Raw genomic sequence first — 15,744 nt, 5'->3', positions numbered from 1 at the left:
TGTCAGGAAAGGCCGATCTTCCAGCCGAACGAAGTTTAGTTACTGCACTTTTTATTTCAAAAATCCCCCAATACTTGTCAACGTCTTCAAAATAAGCGATAAAGGCGGGAATCTATCTGCCTCGCGGCTGAATTGGGGAACCCTTAGTCAAGTTAGGAGTCTGAATGCTCGAAGGTCTTTGGCTAGTCCATCCCGAAGAAGCAATGTGCACTGCATTCAAAGAACGATTTGCAGATTTGCCGAACGTACGCATCGTCAAAGGACGGTTCGAGGATTTGGAACCGCACGACTGTTTCGTGACTGCAGGTAATGCATTCGGAATAATGACCGCAGGGATTGACGCTGCTGTCGTCTATCGTTTTGGTGAGTCTCTGATGCAGCGAGTTCAGCAACAGATCATGAACGATTACTTTGGCGAACAACTCGTCGGTACAGCATTCATCTTGCCCACGTATGATGCATCATTGCCGTTCTTGTGTCATGCTCCGACAATGCGAGTGCCTGGTAATATCGAAGGCACTGATAAGGTATATGCAGCAACATGGGCGGCATTACTCGCCGTTCAATCGCATAACCGCATTTCTGACAGGAGGATCGAAATAGTAGCGTTACCTGCGATGGGTACAGGTTTCGGAGGAGTTCCTTTCAGCGAGTCCGCAAGACAAATGGCTGCCGCATATCGACATTTGCTAGAACCTCCCCACCGTCTGGACTGGGATTTCGTCGTTGAGCGACACAAAGCGGTTAGTTATGATGGCACTCGCCAAGTGGTCCGGTAACAAACATTGATTCAGGGTGCTAATTTCATTGTTTGAAACCAACAACTGATATCCCTATCGCCACTTTTTGAGTTGCAACAACTTTTGCTTTATGGCCGGAAGGTCCCTACGATCGGTGTTCGAACACCTGGGCGGGTTTCACCCGTGGGGATTACCCACTGTTGATTCCAGAATGCTGTTGAGGTTGTCACTGTGGGCAGTTTTAGTTTCCCAATTTTCAGCCATTTGTCTTCAGCGGTGCTGTAACGGAGGATCGTTTTCTGAAAACCCTGGTGCTGGTTCGGCGGCACGGCAACCTGCGTGCCATCATCCCCGCCCAGCACGAAAAGGCTGTTTTCATGCACGGGTGCTGGTGATGGAGCGGCAACGGTGGGCCATGGCAAATCGGCGTGTCGCTTCCAGCCCTTTTCCATGTGGTAGGAATAAGCATCCTGCAGGTATTTCCGCTGGGGCTTCCCAGAGTTATCAACAATCAGGTCGACCCCACTGATCAGCCAGAATTGATCATTCAGGTTCGCTGCCACAGCCAGCATTCTTCCCCCACCTGGACATGGGGCGATTTCTTTCCATTCCGGATCGCGAGCTGTCAGGTGCATACAAAAAATGCGGTTCAACGTTTTATTGGACATGGGACTGGACAGGCCACCGGCAACAAACAAGTGATTACCAACCATCACACCACAGCAGTTGGCCATGGCAATGGGCAATTCGGGCAATTTCACGGTTTGCAGTTTCCCATCTTTCCAGTCCAGAAAAAATACGTCTTTATAGTGCTGAGTGGCGTCGCTCCCACCAATACAAATCAGCCGATCCGTAAACTGTACTGCCGCACCGTAACCCAGTGCGTGGGGCAACTTACCAGCAATCTGCCACTTTCCAGTCGGTTTTTCAAGCACATAAACCTGGTCGTACCAGACCTTGGTTCCACCTTCCCAGGGTTTTTTATCCGGAAAGTTTGCCCCACCTGCAACGAGTAATGCACCGTTACTGACACCTGCAAACGAGCCGGCAAAGCCTTCTTTATCTGGCAACGGTGGCAGTTCTGCCCCACATGTTTGAGCACGAAAACCATAGCAAACAATTACCAGCAAAGCAGTTACGGAGAATGTGAGAGAGTTTTTCATCTGGTTTACCACTTTGTGAACGAGTGTTGGCTGCACGATTGGTTTCAGTTCGGTATTTCTACAACATGGGAGTTCAACCGGCCCAGTGCGATATGACTCGCACAATATTCCAATATTTACCTGATCGTTATTTTGGCAAATTTTTCAGATTTTCGAAAAAAGAATTCCAAAAAATTTTCCCAAAATCTGTTTGCTTTTAAGTAAACACTCGTTTACTATATTGATATGTAAATATGTATTGTATCAAAAGTTGTTTTTGATGCCATCTGCGGAGTTTGTTTGATGAAAATACTGTTTTTACATGGTTGGCGAAGTGTCCCAGGTGGGGTGAAGCCGACCTTTCTGCAAAATCACCACCACGAGGTTTTGAATCCCGCCCTGCCAGACGACGACTTTTTCGCTGCGGTGCGAATTGCTCAGCAAGAGTACGACACCCACGCACCCGATGTCGTGGTGGGAAGTTCACGCGGGGGTGCGGTCGCCATGAATATCATCGCCCCAAACGCTCGATTGGTTCTTTTATGCCCGGCCTGGAAAAATTGGGGCTCGGTGAAGTCGGTGCCACCGGACACCATTATTCTGCACAGTCGTGCGGATGATGTGATTCCGTTTGCAGACAGCGAAGAACTGGCGTCGCGAAGTCAGGCCACGTTACTGGAAGTCGGGAACGATCATCGGCTCGCAGATCCAGAACCACTGCAGGCGATGTTGCAGGCATGCGAACGAACAGGGTAGTAAGTTGGCGATGGGAGTAGGGCGAAATCATACCCCATGATGTTACTTTTTCTGAATGCAGTACATGTGCGATTTGGTGCGAACATACAAACTATTATCCACTGCTGCGGGTGAGGCCATCACGCCGTCCGCCAGTTTGTTTTTGCCCAGTACTTCCAGCGATTCATCTGCCTTAAAGACGAATGACATGCCATCTTCGTCGAACACATAGATTTTGCCTTCAGAAAGAATTGGCGAGGCAACAAACTTGGAAGAACTGCCTTCCAGACGTGCGGTGTTCAGCACTTTGCCGGTTTTGGCTTCCATGCACGTGGCAATGCGGCCGCTGTTCACCATGAAGAGATAATCTCCCAGCGGTAACAGCGAGCTGCGGTTGGGAATGCCCTTGTTGCTCTTCCAGGCCACGTGGGATTTGGTCACATCGCCTGTGCCATCGGGTTTGACTGCAACCAGTTGATCCCCACCATCGGCACTGGTGGTATAAAGCAGGCCATGTTCGAAGATCGGCAAGCTGGCAGCATTCATCCCACCGTGTTTGACCTTCCAGACTTCTTTGCCAGTTTCCAGTTCGTACGCACAGGTGTAGGCAGCAGAAGGAGAAACAACCAGCTTTTTGCCAGCCACATCAATTACTTTCGGGGTGGAATAGGCTTTCTTGTAATCGCCATTTCCTTTCGGATCGTGGTAGGTGCGGTTCGCACGCCAGACATCCTTACCGGTGTTTTTGTCGAGCGCCATCACGTACTGGAAATCAAAGCCATCAAAGGTCAGAATGAGCAGATCACCTGCGATGACAGGAGACGATCCCGCACCACGGAAGTGGTCGCACTTCAAATCGGTGCGGGTCCAGATGGGCTTTCGGGTTTTGGTATCGAGGCAGATTGTTGCGGGGCTGCCCCAATGCAGGTAGATGCGGCCTTCTTCCATACATGGCGTGGGAGAGGCATAACTGTTGTAGGGGTGCGCATATTGTGGTTTCGCAACATCAACCAGTTTCTCTTCGAACAGCGTTTTGCCAGACTGCCGATCCAGGCAGATTGCCCACAGTTCTTTGCCATCGGGAGAAGCGGTCGTCAGCCAAAGTTCATTGCCCCAGATCACCGGGGAAGACCAGCCCCGCCCACGGATGGGCACTTTCCAGGCAATATTCTGTTGCTCGCTCCATTCATTGGGAAGATTTTTGGCAGTAGTGTGGCCATTTTCCTGTGGCCCACGGTAGGTGGTCCAGTTTTCAGCGAATGACAATACAGGCGAGAGGCACCAGCACGCCACAACAAGTGAAAGGGATAAACGCATTGGGAAGGTTCCTGTTCAACGACAAAACTAACTGGCAGGTCTGTGCTACATACTGTATCTGAAAAAGTTGAAAAATGAAACAACGTAATTGTCGCACGGTCAGAAAAGCAGGTGCATCAGCCCAATAAAATGAGGGTTCTCTCATTTATTCTGGCTGGACTTCTACAAAATTGATTTTTCGCCCACCAATGGTCAGATTGCCATCGTTTAATTCCAGCCGATCCAGTTGAAAGGTGGGGAAATTATTCTCTGATTGCAACCGCATCACCGCTACAGGGTGGTTTTTATCCCGATACCAGGTGATTTCGATATTGTTTTTCCGAACCGCTTCGCTGATGTAGTCCAGCACCATTGCAGGTGACAGTGGCACCGCACCGGCTTTCAGGCTGATCACTTCCATGCCAATGCGGTTAATTTCTGAAGGGATAATCCACAGTCGCAAATCCAGGCTTAAGATGGTGCTGAACACGCCTTTGCCGTAGCGAATCGCCAACCGCAGACGATTATTTTCCACGAAAATACGTGGATCGGTAAAACCATCGGGCAGTCGACTATCCCCACCCAGGTAGGTATCGAAATCATCGCCTTGTAGAAAGCTGTTCATTTGCTCGTTTGCAAAAGAAACATACCACCGTGGCTCATTCCGGATGTAATTGCCGGCATCGTTCATCAGTTGCATCATTTCGCGGGAACGGGTTTCCCGCAGAAAACCAGCAGGCATCACCGTATCTTTGTAGATCCGGGGTTCCTGTTTGAGCAACACCACCAGTGCGATGAGGGCAATTAGAAGAAAAGAGCACAATGTGAGGAGATTCAGCAGCCAGCGTCTTTTTCGAAACATCGTGTTTTCTCTCCCACCGTTCGTGGTGATGGTACTGGGGTATTCTAAGAAATGTGGCAATTTTGGCGTATCCGCCCGTTATGATCGAATTTTGACCCAACCCCCTTCCCTCGCAGGGAAGGGGGAGCACGACAAGGCTGAAGTTTTCGCGAGCCCCGAATCGTGGGCACTCTCCAATCGGAGGGTGATTAAGTAGAATGCAGATAGGCTTTTCCCAAGTACAGTGGGAGAGATGTCCACCAACTGCAAGGCAGCACCGATGATATTCCAGCGTTTTGTTCCAGTTTACCTGCTACTAGCGATTTCATTTCCCGGGCTGGCTCAGGAAAAGAAGCCCGATCCCAGCGATGCGTTTTTTAAGCATCCTGGCAGCAAAATGCCAATTGTGGAAATTACCACCACCAAAGAAGCAGAAGAAAGCCTGAAGCGGGAACCACGTAAAGATGTTGCGTGCGACATCAAAATCGGCGACATTCAACTGAAAAAGGTGGCTATTCACATCAAGGGTGCAGCCGGTTCTACCCGTGCCTGGACCGATCGGCCGGGCCTGACATTGAATACCGAAAAGCTGGGTGAAAAACAGGAGCTCCATGGTCTGGTGAAGTTCCATCTGAATAATGGAGTGCAGGATGGCAGTTACATGAACGAATTGATCGCCAATGATCTGGCACTGGCCATGGGCTTGCCGGCCTGTCGATGTACCCACGCTGCGGTGGTGCTGAACGGTCGCCACGTGGGGCCGTATGTTTTCAAAGAAGGGTTTAATAAAGACTGGTTGAAGCGAAATTTCAAAAATGCGAAAGGCAACCTCTATGATGGTGGCTTTCTGCAGGATATCGATGCTAACTTAAAGCTGGATACAGGCACCCCCAACGATCATGCCGATCTGAAAGCACTGGCAAACGCCTGCCGTGAACCGGATGCCAACAAACGCTACGCCAAAGTATCTGAACTGGTAAACGTGGATTTATTGTGCACGAACGCAGCACTGCAGATCATCACCGCCGACTGGGATGGCTATTTTCGAAATCGCAATAACTACCGAGTGTACTTTGAACCAAAAGGCAAAGCGGTGTTTATTCCCCACGGGATGGATCAGTTGTGGCGCAATCCTCACGAAGGTTGGCCAGGCTGGGGCAGCATGGTGGGGCGGGCAATTCTCGACCATCCCGAAGGGAAAAAGCTGACCATCGCCAAATTGAAGCTGGCAATGGAAAAACATTACAACGTGGCTGAAATGCACAAGAAAATCGACATGCTGGTGCCACGAATGAAAGAAACCCTGAACGCCACAAACAACGGCAACTGGGCAAAATCGGTAGAAAATGAAGCAAATAACTTCAAAAATCAATTGAAACAGCGGTACGACCATCTCAGCAAAGAAGTTCCCAAATTCCAATAATCCCCCTTGGTGGGCCATTGGAATTTCTCATCTTTTCTCATTTATGAAGGTGTTTTCATCCAAATGACCGTTTGGGAAGCAATTCTACTCGGTGTGGTGCAGGGATTAACCGAATTTCTGCCGATCAGCAGCACCGCCCACCTCGTTGTGGTGCGGAAATGGCTGGAACATCCCACGCCGAATGATGCATTTACCACCGCAATTCAGTTGGGCACCCTGATCGCAGTGGTGCTCTACTTCCGCAAGGATATCATTCGGTTGTTACAGGCATTTTTGCACGACCGCTTTGCTTTCGCACCAAACGCCAGCTCGGATAGTGTATTGTGCTGGAAAATCGTGGTGGGCACCATCCCAGCCGTGGTCGTGGGATTATTGGCAAAAGACTTCATCAAAGAGCGATTATATACACTCCAGGTAATGGGCCTCGCAGCCATTTTCTTTGCACTGCTGATGCTGGTGGCCGAATTGATTGCCTATCGACGGCAGCAACGCGGCACCTTGGGGCGAAATGAAGGGGATATTCGCTGGATGGATGCCCTGTTTATCGGCTGTTTTCAGGCTTTTGCCCTGATTCCAGGAGGGTCTCGTTCGGGCTGTACCATCACTGCTGCGTTGATTATTGGTTTAGCACGTCCCACTGCGGCACGGTTCAGTTTTCTCATTTCTTTGCCCACTATTCTGGGTGCAGGGCTCTACGAATCGTACAGCGAACGCCACGAACTGTTTGCCGCACAAAGCCAATTAACCAATCTGCTGATCGGAAGTCTGGTGGCTGCACTAGTGGGGTATCTTTCCATCGCCTGGCTGTTAAAGTTTCTTCGCACGCACAGTATGTCGGTTTTTGTGGGATACCGCATCGGTCTGGGTGCTCTTCTACTCTATCTCTCCTATCGCTATGCCATCTGACCGAAAAATGAGTAAAAATTCATTTATTTACTTTCTTCAGTTTACCTGAACATGCCATTGTTACGCACTACCTTGAAAAAACTGGGCTAGTATTTTTTTTCATTTTTGCCCATAGCACCCATGGGGAAATAAATGGCATTGAATTGTTGGGAAAACAACCAGTTTTCACCCACGGTGCAGTGCCAATGAAGTGTTGTTCGTGGGGGCAAATATGAAAAAGCTATCATTAATTGCAGTTAGCCTGGTCTGGCTAACCGGCAACAGTTTCGCACAGGTAAATACTGAATTCCGGCCAGCTTCGGCTCAGGTGCCGGAGCAACCCGCACCTGGAAACCCACCCGTGATGGGGATTTCGCAACCCCCACCATTATCCAGTTTGAACACACCAACACCAGAAATTCCACAAGGATTTGCCCCAGACGTTCCTTCGCTGGGCTATCAGGAAGCACGCATGTGGTTTACAGCAGATTACCTGCTCTGGTGGTATCGCCCACAAAATCCACCGACGCTGGCGGTGCGAGTTCCCGATGGTCTGGCAGGTGCTGCCGCACCCGCAACCACGATCCCGCTCTATCCCAACGATGGGGAAATTGATTATGGCATCGCCAGTGGCATTCGCTTGTCCGCAGGTGGCTATTTCACCGATATTTTTGGTGTGGATGCCAGTTATTTCCGTCTGGAACAAATGTCGGAATCCGGCAGTTTCTTTTCTGGTTCGACAGGCCTGCCCAGTATCGCCCGCCCGTATTTCCGAGCAGGTGCCCCCACCACCACGCCAATAGTTCTGTATTCGTCATTACCCGGTCCTGGTGGATACATTGGCGGCACGGCAATCGTTTCCGAAAGTGAACTTTTTGGTTACGATGCCAACTTGCTGGTGCGAGGGTTTGCGTTGGTTGCCGACCAGACCGATTACCAGATTGGTTACCGCTATTTCAGCCTGGAAGAATCGATTGTCATAGCCGATACCTCCATCTTTCCAGGTGGTGCCCGACTGGACGTTCGAGATTCGTACCGCGTCCGTAACCAGTTTTACGGTGGGCAGTTAGGTACACGAGCCCGCTTCTTCGGGAATTATGGCCTTGGCTTCGACGTGGGTGCAAAACTGGCTCTTGGTACTGTTGCCCAACGTGCAGAGCTGATTGGCTTCAACACAGTCACCACTCCCGCAGGTGCCGTATCTTCGCTGCCTGGTGGTCTGTATGTGCAGCCCACCAACGCCGGTACGCACGAACGGAACCAGTTTGCTGCCATGGGTGAATTGAATCTGAACCTCACCTACCAGCTCACGGAATATCTGGTGGTTTCAGCAGGCTACAGCCTGATTTATCTGACCAACGCTGCACGCCCGGGTCAATTGATTGATCCCACAATCAACGATGCTAACGTGCCGTACATTGCAGGTGCCCCAGCCAATACCACAAATGCCCCACTGTTCCGTTGGCAGGACCAGACCTTCTGGACTCAGGGCTTCAATGTCGGCTTCAGCATCTTCTATTGATCAGTTGAAGATTGATTGGGGCATACTTCAGTTCTTTCAAATAAATTGTTTTTCAAACTTGAGAAATTGAAAACCAGCTGATTTGTGACGGCCAGATCCTGAAAGAAACTGAAGCGTTAGTTGAGAGATTCTGATTCAACCATCTGCGAATGTGCCGCGTTTTTGCGTCGCTTATCTGAAAGCCAGGTCGAATCTTTTTCAGCCAGTCGCTGACATTCGATACAGAGTTCGCTGTAAGGGAGTGCGTTCAGTCGGGCGATCGGGATGTTTTTGGAACACCCTTCACAAATGCCAAACACCCCTTTACGAATCCTGATCAACGCACGGTCAATCTGGTTGAGTTCGCGGGCTTCGATTTCCGCCAGTTGAGAAGTCAGTTCTTCCCCACTTAATTCCAGGGCAAAGTCGGCAGCATCACCAGTAACGCTGGCGTGCCGATCGTGGCCCAGGCTTTCCAGATCTGATCGCAGTAAGCGGATCAGTTCTGTACGGCGATCGGTCAATACTCTATTGATCCTTTGTAATGCATCTCTACGTGCCATGATCCACCTCCAGAATGGAAACTTCATCATGTTAAAAACTTCAAACACTGGTAGCCAAAAACGGGCATTCCCTACAGCTACTCGTGTGGGGTAAACCATTTTACCCTGCGTGCCAAATTAGAGAGGGCGACTATCAAAACGGTTCACGGTGACTTTTCGTTTGTCACAACTATGTAACAGCATTCTTTTGTTAAAAATAACCGAAAAAAGTTGAAATGTGCGCAAATAAATGAGTGATTTCTCATTTATTTTCAGTAGCCACCTATTCTACCTGTCAGACGAACGTTAGCGTCTGCCATGGGTCTCAAAGACCTACTTGTTGCATTCACCCTACAGTGGGTTCCACCTTTTTCAACTCAAACATCAGTTCGTTCGCCCAGCGATGTAACTCTTTTTCCTGCCGGGCTTTACTTCTGCCGCATAGATTTCTTCCTGCTGCTTCGTGTAATCACCACCATACCGCATGAAATGGATTCCCGCCTTCGCGGGAATGACGGTTGGTGGTGGGCACAACCGTCTGAAGGCAACCGCGGCTAACACCGTCGGCTCACAATTCAGTTGTTCGGATTGCCAATTCGATTGTTTCGCTCTGGATTCCCGCCTTCGCGGGAATGACGGTTGTTTGTGGGTGTCAGTTTATTGGGTGCACTGCGAGTTATCTGCAATGGATTCCCGCCTTCGCGGGAATGACGGTTGGTGAAAAGTTCAGGAATTGATGGTACGACTTCGAGTTGATTGCCATAGATTCCCGCCTTCGCGGGAATGACGGTTGTTTGTGGGTGTCAGTTTATTGGGTGCACTGCGAGTTATCTGCAATGGATTCCCGCCTGCGCGGGAATGACGAATTGCAAGTGATCTTCACCCACTTTATGCAGCTGCGCGACGCGACAATCACCTGCCACAAAGATACAATTCCATTTGATCGATCCGTAGGAACATTTTCCCATCGTCCAGTACGAACAGATGGGTGGACCATTCCCACTGGCATCTTTTTTGTAACAAGTTGGTAACAAGCGGAAGGTTATGCAGAGTTGGTTGAAAGGATTGCCAGTGGTGGGGCGGAAGCCGATTCCACCCTACGTCTATCTGGTGGGTGCAGGGCCGGGTGACCCTGGGCTGTTGACCATGCGGGCAATTGAGTGCCTAAGTATCGCAGACACAGTAATTTACGATTATCTTGCTTCTTCCGAAATGCTGGCGTTTGCACCCCAGGCGAGGAAGATTGCCGTCAGCGATTTACCTGGGGAGCACCCGAATCGCTGGCCGCACATCCACGAGCGAATTGTGCAGGAAGCGCTGGCAGGCAACGTGGTGGTCCACCTGAAAGGGGGCGATCCATCGATTTTCGGTCGCTGTGCGGAAGAAGTGGCCGTTCTGCAGGCGGCAAACATCCCCTATGAGATCGTACCAGGTGTCACATCTGCTTCCGCAGCAAGTGCTTATGGCGAAATCCCCCTGACGCACCGTGCCCATGCCAGTGCGGTGGCTTTTATTACTGGTCACGAATACCCTGGCAAAGAAGATTCCCACCTGTCTTGGGAGGCGTTGGCCCAATTTCCGGGCACGCTGGTTGTCTACATGGGTGTCGCAAGGATCGCTTCGATTGCGGCAAGTTTGCAACAATTCGGCAAGTCACCCACCACGCCGGTGGCAGTGGTACAGCAGGCCAGCAGTGGAAGCCAGCGTCGCCTCTTAACCACCCTGCAGACAGTTGCAAATGAGATCCAGGAACAGCAATTCAAGGCCCCCGCAATCATCTTCATTGGCCCGGCAGTCGGTGCGGCAACGTCTCCTTCCTGGTTCGAACGTAAACCCTTAGCTGGTAAGAAGATACTGATTACCCGCCCCGCACATCAGGTGGGGGATTTGTTGCGGCAACTGGAGCTTGCCGGTGCCGCACCCAGCCATTTACCCGTGCTGGACATTGTTCCCACGAATCAGGCCGAAGTGGATCGAGAAATCAGGCACATTGCACGTGGACTTTACGACGGGCTGATCTTTACCAGCCGCAACACCGTGGATCTGTTTTTCGCCCGACTGCGGGCGTTGAAGTACGATGCTCGCACGTTGGCGAAGGTGCAGATTGCGAGCATCGGGCCTGCTACAACTGCTGCGTTGGCAGAACACAACATCTCAGCCGATATTACCACCCACGATGAATCGAACTCGGAAGCATTGCTGGAACTACTGCGGCCGATCTGGCAGGGAAAACGCATTCTGTTGCCCCAGGCGGCCGAAGCCCGCACGGTGCTGCACGATGGACTGAAGGCGTTTGCTGAACAGGTCCAACCAGTGGTGTGCTACCAACAGGAAGTGGTATTGAATCCCAAGTCACCGGTTTTCGCAGAACTGAGAAAAGGAGATTTTTCTCATATACACTTAATGAGCGGACGCACTGCAGAGGTGTTTTTGGCAGCGTGTGATGAAGAAATTCTCATTCATTTTCGTTCTGGCCGCACGGTTTTGGTGGCGAACAGTGCCCGTTTGTACCAATTGTTGACCGAAAAGGGATTTGTTTGCCTGAAAACTCCCCACCCACAGGCGGATGGGTTGCTGGAACTGCTGCTTGGGGAATAAATCTGGTTGTACGTTGCAAGAGTGCAGCATTTTCCCCCGGGTCCTGCTAACAGAATTCGACAAATTAGACCGATCGATCTAATTTTTCATTTCCGGCTGATTTTTTTCCCCAAATGCTTGTTCCTTTCGGATATAATACCGCGTAGATGGATCTCACCTGTAACTCGGGTTCCTGATTTAAACCTGGTTGTGTACACCTCAGTAGGATATTCATGGCGGGGCCCCCACCAACTCGGCATAGTTTGCTGCTACGACTCCGCAATCCCGCGGATAATCGTGCGTGGGATGAATTTGTCGAAATTTACTCCACCATCATCTACAGTTTTGCCAGAAAACGTGGGTTACAGGACGCCGATGCTGCGGATGTGATGCAGGAAGTAATGCGGTCTGTTGCACGCTCGGTGGGGCAGTTGAACTACGACCGCGAAAAAGGTACTTTTCGGGGCTGGCTGTACTCGATTACTCGGAACAAAGTGTACAATCATCTGGAATCGACCCGCCGAAAGGTGCGTGGTTCTGGCGATTCCGCTGTCCAGCAACGCCTCGAATCGATCCCCAACGAGGTGGATGATCACACAGATTGGGATCAGGAATATGAACAACGACTGTTCCACTGGGCTGCGGCACGGGTGAAACAGGAATTTCGCACCAATACGTGGGAAGCGTTCTGGCAAACTGCCGTGGAGGGAAAGGATTCCAGCGAAGTCGGACAGAAACTCGGATTGTCTCCTGGTGCGGTTTATGTTGCGAAAAGCAGAGTGCTTTCGCGTATCCGCCAGGAAATTCAGACATTAGAAGGTCAACCGTAACCAATAGGGCCAGTCGCACATGGAAAATACCATCACCAGCGAATGTCCCGATGTTGCAGTGCTTGCCGACCTGATTGCCGAAAAGCTGGATGAAACTGCCCAGGTAGAGATTATCTCCCACCTCGACCACTGCGGAAACTGCCAGACCAGTCTGCAGCAGTTAGCGGTGCTGGAAAGCAATTATTTAGCCAATCCGCCGAAAACCGCCCCACTTCAACAGCAGGAAGATATCTTTTTAACTGGTTTACGTCAGTTGAAAGTTGATTTGATGGCTGCCAATGATCGCACGCAACAGGTGGCAATCCAGCCAATCGATCAGCACTCTTTTCTTACTCACCAGCCAGCAGATAATGTTGCTGGCGATTATCTCGATCCCTGTGACGAGCAGCCCTACATCGGCAAACTGGATCGCTTTTATGTCGAAAGCATCATCGGTCAGGGTGGGATGGGGATTGTCTTTAAAGCATTTGACCGTGCATTACTTCGTCCGGTGGCTCTGAAGATGCTGGCGATCCACTTCAGTAAGAACGACCAGTTACTGCAACGGTTTTTGCGGGAAGCCCGTCTTGCAGCGGGGCTATACCATCCGAACGTAGTGACGATCCACCACGTGGACCAGAGCCCACGCACGGGGGTGCCGTTTATTGTCATGCAACTGGTGCGTGGGAATTCCCTGCAGGAACAGTTGGATGCCGGCAAACGGTTTACCGTGCGGGAAGTGATCCGTATTGGTGCGGCAGTGGCAGCCGGGCTGGCCGAAGCCCACCAGAACGGTCTGATTCACCGTGATGTCAAGCCGGGTAACATTTTAATTGAACAGGAAACCGAGCGGGTACTGCTGACCGATTTTGGACTGGCACGTGCGGTGGAAGATGTGCGGATCACCCAGACAGGATTTGTCGCTGGTACCCCCTTGTATATGTCGCCTGAGCAGGCCAGTGGTGCCCCACTGTCGCCCGCATCGGATCTGTTTGGCCTGGGCAGCGTGCTTTACGCACTGCTGACCGGGAAGCCACCTTTTGAAGGATCGTCTCCTTTCGTTGTTCTGCGGCAAGTGACCGAATCACAACATATTCCACTGAAAGAACGTTCGCCGGAAATCCCCGCCTGGCTATCCGATGTCATTGATCGATTGCTGGCGAAGAACCCGGACGACCGCCTGTCGGACTGTGGGAAGCTGGCACGGCTATTAGAGCAGGAACTCGCCAAACTGCCAGACAACTCCACACCGGTCTCTCTGCGGGAAATTACCAGAGATCGGCGTTCTCGTAAGAAAATACTGCTTCGAAGCCTTCAACTGGTGGCTGTGGCGGCAATTTTTACCACGCTGATCACGGAAATTACACAAAAAACGCAGTGGACCGTTCTCGGCCAGCGTGGGCAAAATCTGGTAGCTGTCCCACCTGCAGTGCGAAATGGCAAAGATTCCAGCCCCACACCGAAACTGATCGTCAAGCCCAGTGGTGGGGCTGTCTGGGCGGTGGCGTTTTCTCCCAAAGGCAATCTCTTCGCTACTGGCACCGAAGATGGCAAATTAAAGTTCTGGGACCCCACCACGGGCAATATTCAGGGCGAGCTGAAAAGTTACAATTCCCCCATCTGGGCCGTCGGTTTTGGCCCACTGGGAGAAAAGGTGGCGGCGGCGGCAGATGATGGCACTGTTCGCCTGTGGAATGTGAAAACTTCTGAAGAGGAACAAACTCTCCCCCATTCTTATCCGGTGCGGTCGATGGCATTTTCACCGTCCGGCTTCAAAGTGGCCACTGGCACCCGCAACGGGGCAGTCACCATCTGGGATGCCCGCTCGGGCATGACACAATTACGCACCATCGGCCACGAACAGGGGGTGGTATTGTGCATGGCCTTCAGCACCGATGATAAAATGGTGGCCAGTGCCTGCAGCGACAAAACAGTCAAAGTTTGGGATGCCGACAATGCCAAGCTGCTTTACACGCTGGCGGGCCACGATGGGCCGGTTGATTGTGTGGCGTTTGACCCCACCAACAAGTACATTGCCACCGGTGGCTGGGATAAAAAACTTCGCATCTGGAACCGTGCAAACGGGGAATTGTTATCCACCATTGATGTTCAATGCGATGAAATCTGGTCGATTGGCTATACCCCGGATGGGCATTACTTGTTTCTGGGTGGGCAGGATGGTTCGATTGTCTGCATCAATGCTAAAACAGAAGAAACGATTGGCAAATTCATTAATCCAGGTGGAGCGGCTCAGGTAGTCACAGTTTCTAAAGATGGAAAAACCCTGGCCGTCGGCAGTCGGGATGGCACCGTCCGTTTGTGGGAAATCTACACTGACCTGCCATTCATGACTGCTCTGGCGAAACTGATTCCCGCTCCCAAAGAATCTGGTAGCAATCCGGTGCCAATGCAATAAGCTCCCGGTGGTACTCGGGGTGATTATCCAGCCAGTCGAGCACTTCGCGGGCTTCATTCAGGTTCAAATTGTCCCATTGTCCGGAAATAATTTCCGTTTGTACGTGGGAATCATCTCTGCGAAACATCGTTCAACCAGGTGCATCATTTTCTGCTCAGTTGAAGTTTGCTCAAAAATTGACCCAATACATTACTCATCCTGCAGAAAAACAAAATAGACCACACCAAACGGGATCGCCTGTAGTGATTGTGCTGATATTGCAGACAGTGGGCGACACACACCGGATGCTCGTCGGCAGATTGTAAAAGAGAAATTACACGCACGAACTGAAGTGTGTGTTCGTTAACAACGATCAGTGAACGCACCAGCAAATGGATATAGAGGCGTTAGTCCACAAGCTCGATGTTGAAAGTCGAATCTTTTGATGTCACATCGTGAGATAAAGGTGTGGTACCGGGCTGGCTGTATTTTTCAGGTATTTTTGTCGCTGGTTCACCTGATTTTTTGGGAGTACGAGGAGATTCATTAGGATCTCTCGGTCCCACATTTTCCCCGACGACCATGACGGTAACCTTATTTTTTCCAGTGATCGCACCTTTAATAGTGTATTTACCGGCACCATCAGTCAGTGTTGACACTGGGTATCCACTGTCTGGTACAAAGTTTACCTGTACATTCGCAACTGGCTTGTCCTTATACATTACAGTGCCTGATACTGAACTAGTTGAGGCGCTATCGCAGCCTGCAAAAATAGCTGAAAACAGTAAGAAAGCAATCGAGCTTCGTTTAGCATTAAATATCATTATACTCTCTGGCATGGAAGATAAATTCATTGGC

At 50.8% G+C, this 15,744-nt stretch carries 14 protein-coding genes; 8 read left to right on the top strand and 6 right to left on the bottom strand.

Annotated features, from left to right (window positions below; all coding sequences use genetic code 11):
• The first annotated feature begins 164 nt into the window (after window positions 1-164).
• Window positions 165-779, top strand: coding sequence for a macro domain-containing protein (locus R3B84_02985; GenBank protein MEZ6139515.1), 615 nt, complete (start codon window positions 165-167; stop codon window positions 777-779).
• A gap of 89 nt (window positions 780-868) precedes the next feature.
• On the opposite strand, the gene R3B84_02980 is transcribed toward R3B84_02985, so the two are convergent.
• Entirely contained in the window at window positions 869-1,903 is a 1,035-nt protein-coding gene (locus tag R3B84_02980; protein ID MEZ6139514.1) for a hypothetical protein, read from the bottom strand.
• A gap of 282 nt (window positions 1,904-2,185) precedes the next feature.
• Here R3B84_02980 and R3B84_02975 point away from each other — a divergent pair, with 282 nt between their 5' ends.
• Window positions 2,186-2,638: an alpha/beta hydrolase gene (locus tag R3B84_02975; protein ID MEZ6139513.1), complete on the top strand. Its 453-nt coding sequence runs from the start codon at window positions 2,186-2,188 to the stop codon at window positions 2,636-2,638.
• A 42-nt stretch (window positions 2,639-2,680) separates the two neighbouring features.
• Here the strand turns inward: R3B84_02975 and R3B84_02970 are convergent, their stop codons facing one another.
• Together R3B84_02970 and R3B84_02965 are read right to left on the bottom strand one after the other, a co-directional pair.
• A complete protein-coding gene (locus R3B84_02970) occupies window positions 2,681-3,934 on the bottom strand; it encodes a PQQ-binding-like beta-propeller repeat protein (protein MEZ6139512.1) in 1,254 nt (417 codons plus the stop codon).
• A gap of 145 nt (window positions 3,935-4,079) precedes the next feature.
• Entirely contained in the window at window positions 4,080-4,775 is a 696-nt protein-coding gene (locus tag R3B84_02965; protein ID MEZ6139511.1) for a hypothetical protein, read from the bottom strand.
• A 232-nt stretch (window positions 4,776-5,007) separates the two neighbouring features.
• On the opposite strand from R3B84_02965, the gene R3B84_02960 reads away from it, so the two are divergent.
• The 3 genes from R3B84_02960 to R3B84_02950 all read left to right on the top strand — a co-directional run bounded on the left by R3B84_02960 (window position 5,008) and on the right by R3B84_02950 (window position 8,584).
• Entirely contained in the window at window positions 5,008-6,177 is a 1,170-nt protein-coding gene (locus R3B84_02960) for a CotH kinase family protein (GenBank protein MEZ6139510.1), read from the top strand.
• Between the two features lie 63 nt (window positions 6,178-6,240).
• Window positions 6,241-7,083, top strand: a complete 843-nt coding sequence (gene uppP / locus R3B84_02955; GenBank protein MEZ6139509.1) for an undecaprenyl-diphosphatase UppP — start codon at window positions 6,241-6,243, stop codon at window positions 7,081-7,083.
• A gap of 211 nt (window positions 7,084-7,294) precedes the next feature.
• Entirely contained in the window at window positions 7,295-8,584 is a 1,290-nt protein-coding gene (locus tag R3B84_02950) for a BBP7 family outer membrane beta-barrel protein (protein MEZ6139508.1), read from the top strand.
• Window positions 8,585-8,700: 116 nt separating this feature from the next.
• Here the strand turns inward: R3B84_02950 and R3B84_02945 are convergent, their stop codons facing one another.
• Window positions 8,701-9,126, bottom strand: a complete 426-nt coding sequence (locus R3B84_02945) for a TraR/DksA family transcriptional regulator (protein MEZ6139507.1) — start codon at window positions 9,124-9,126, stop codon at window positions 8,701-8,703.
• Between the two features lie 363 nt (window positions 9,127-9,489).
• The gene (locus R3B84_02940) at window positions 9,490-9,666 is read right to left on the bottom strand and encodes a hypothetical protein (GenBank protein MEZ6139506.1); all 177 of its coding nucleotides are present in this window, start codon (window positions 9,664-9,666) and stop codon (window positions 9,490-9,492) included.
• A gap of 483 nt (window positions 9,667-10,149) precedes the next feature.
• Here R3B84_02940 and cobA point away from each other — a divergent pair, with 483 nt between their 5' ends.
• The 3 genes from cobA (at window position 10,150) to R3B84_02925 (ending at window position 14,907) form a co-directional block, all read left to right on the top strand.
• Window positions 10,150-11,703, top strand: a complete 1,554-nt coding sequence (cobA, locus tag R3B84_02935; GenBank protein MEZ6139505.1) for a uroporphyrinogen-III C-methyltransferase — start codon at window positions 10,150-10,152, stop codon at window positions 11,701-11,703.
• Window positions 11,704-11,915: 212 nt separating this feature from the next.
• The gene (locus tag R3B84_02930; GenBank protein ID MEZ6139504.1) at window positions 11,916-12,512 is read left to right on the top strand and encodes a sigma-70 family RNA polymerase sigma factor; all 597 of its coding nucleotides are present in this window, start codon (window positions 11,916-11,918) and stop codon (window positions 12,510-12,512) included.
• Between the two features lie 19 nt (window positions 12,513-12,531).
• Window positions 12,532-14,907, top strand: coding sequence for a serine/threonine-protein kinase (locus R3B84_02925; GenBank protein ID MEZ6139503.1), 2,376 nt, complete (start codon window positions 12,532-12,534; stop codon window positions 14,905-14,907).
• Between the two features lie 386 nt (window positions 14,908-15,293).
• On the opposite strand, the gene R3B84_02920 is transcribed toward R3B84_02925, so the two are convergent.
• Window positions 15,294-15,740: a carboxypeptidase-like regulatory domain-containing protein gene (locus tag R3B84_02920; GenBank protein ID MEZ6139502.1), complete on the bottom strand. Its 447-nt coding sequence runs from the start codon at window positions 15,738-15,740 to the stop codon at window positions 15,294-15,296.
• Window positions 15,741-15,744: the final 4 nt, after the last annotated feature.

Source organism: Zavarzinella sp. (assembly GCA_041399155.1).
GTDB lineage: Bacteria > Planctomycetota > Planctomycetia > Gemmatales > Gemmataceae > JAWKTI01.
The sequence above is the reverse complement of the archived record's forward strand: the minus strand, read 5'-3'. Positions and strand labels throughout refer to the sequence as shown.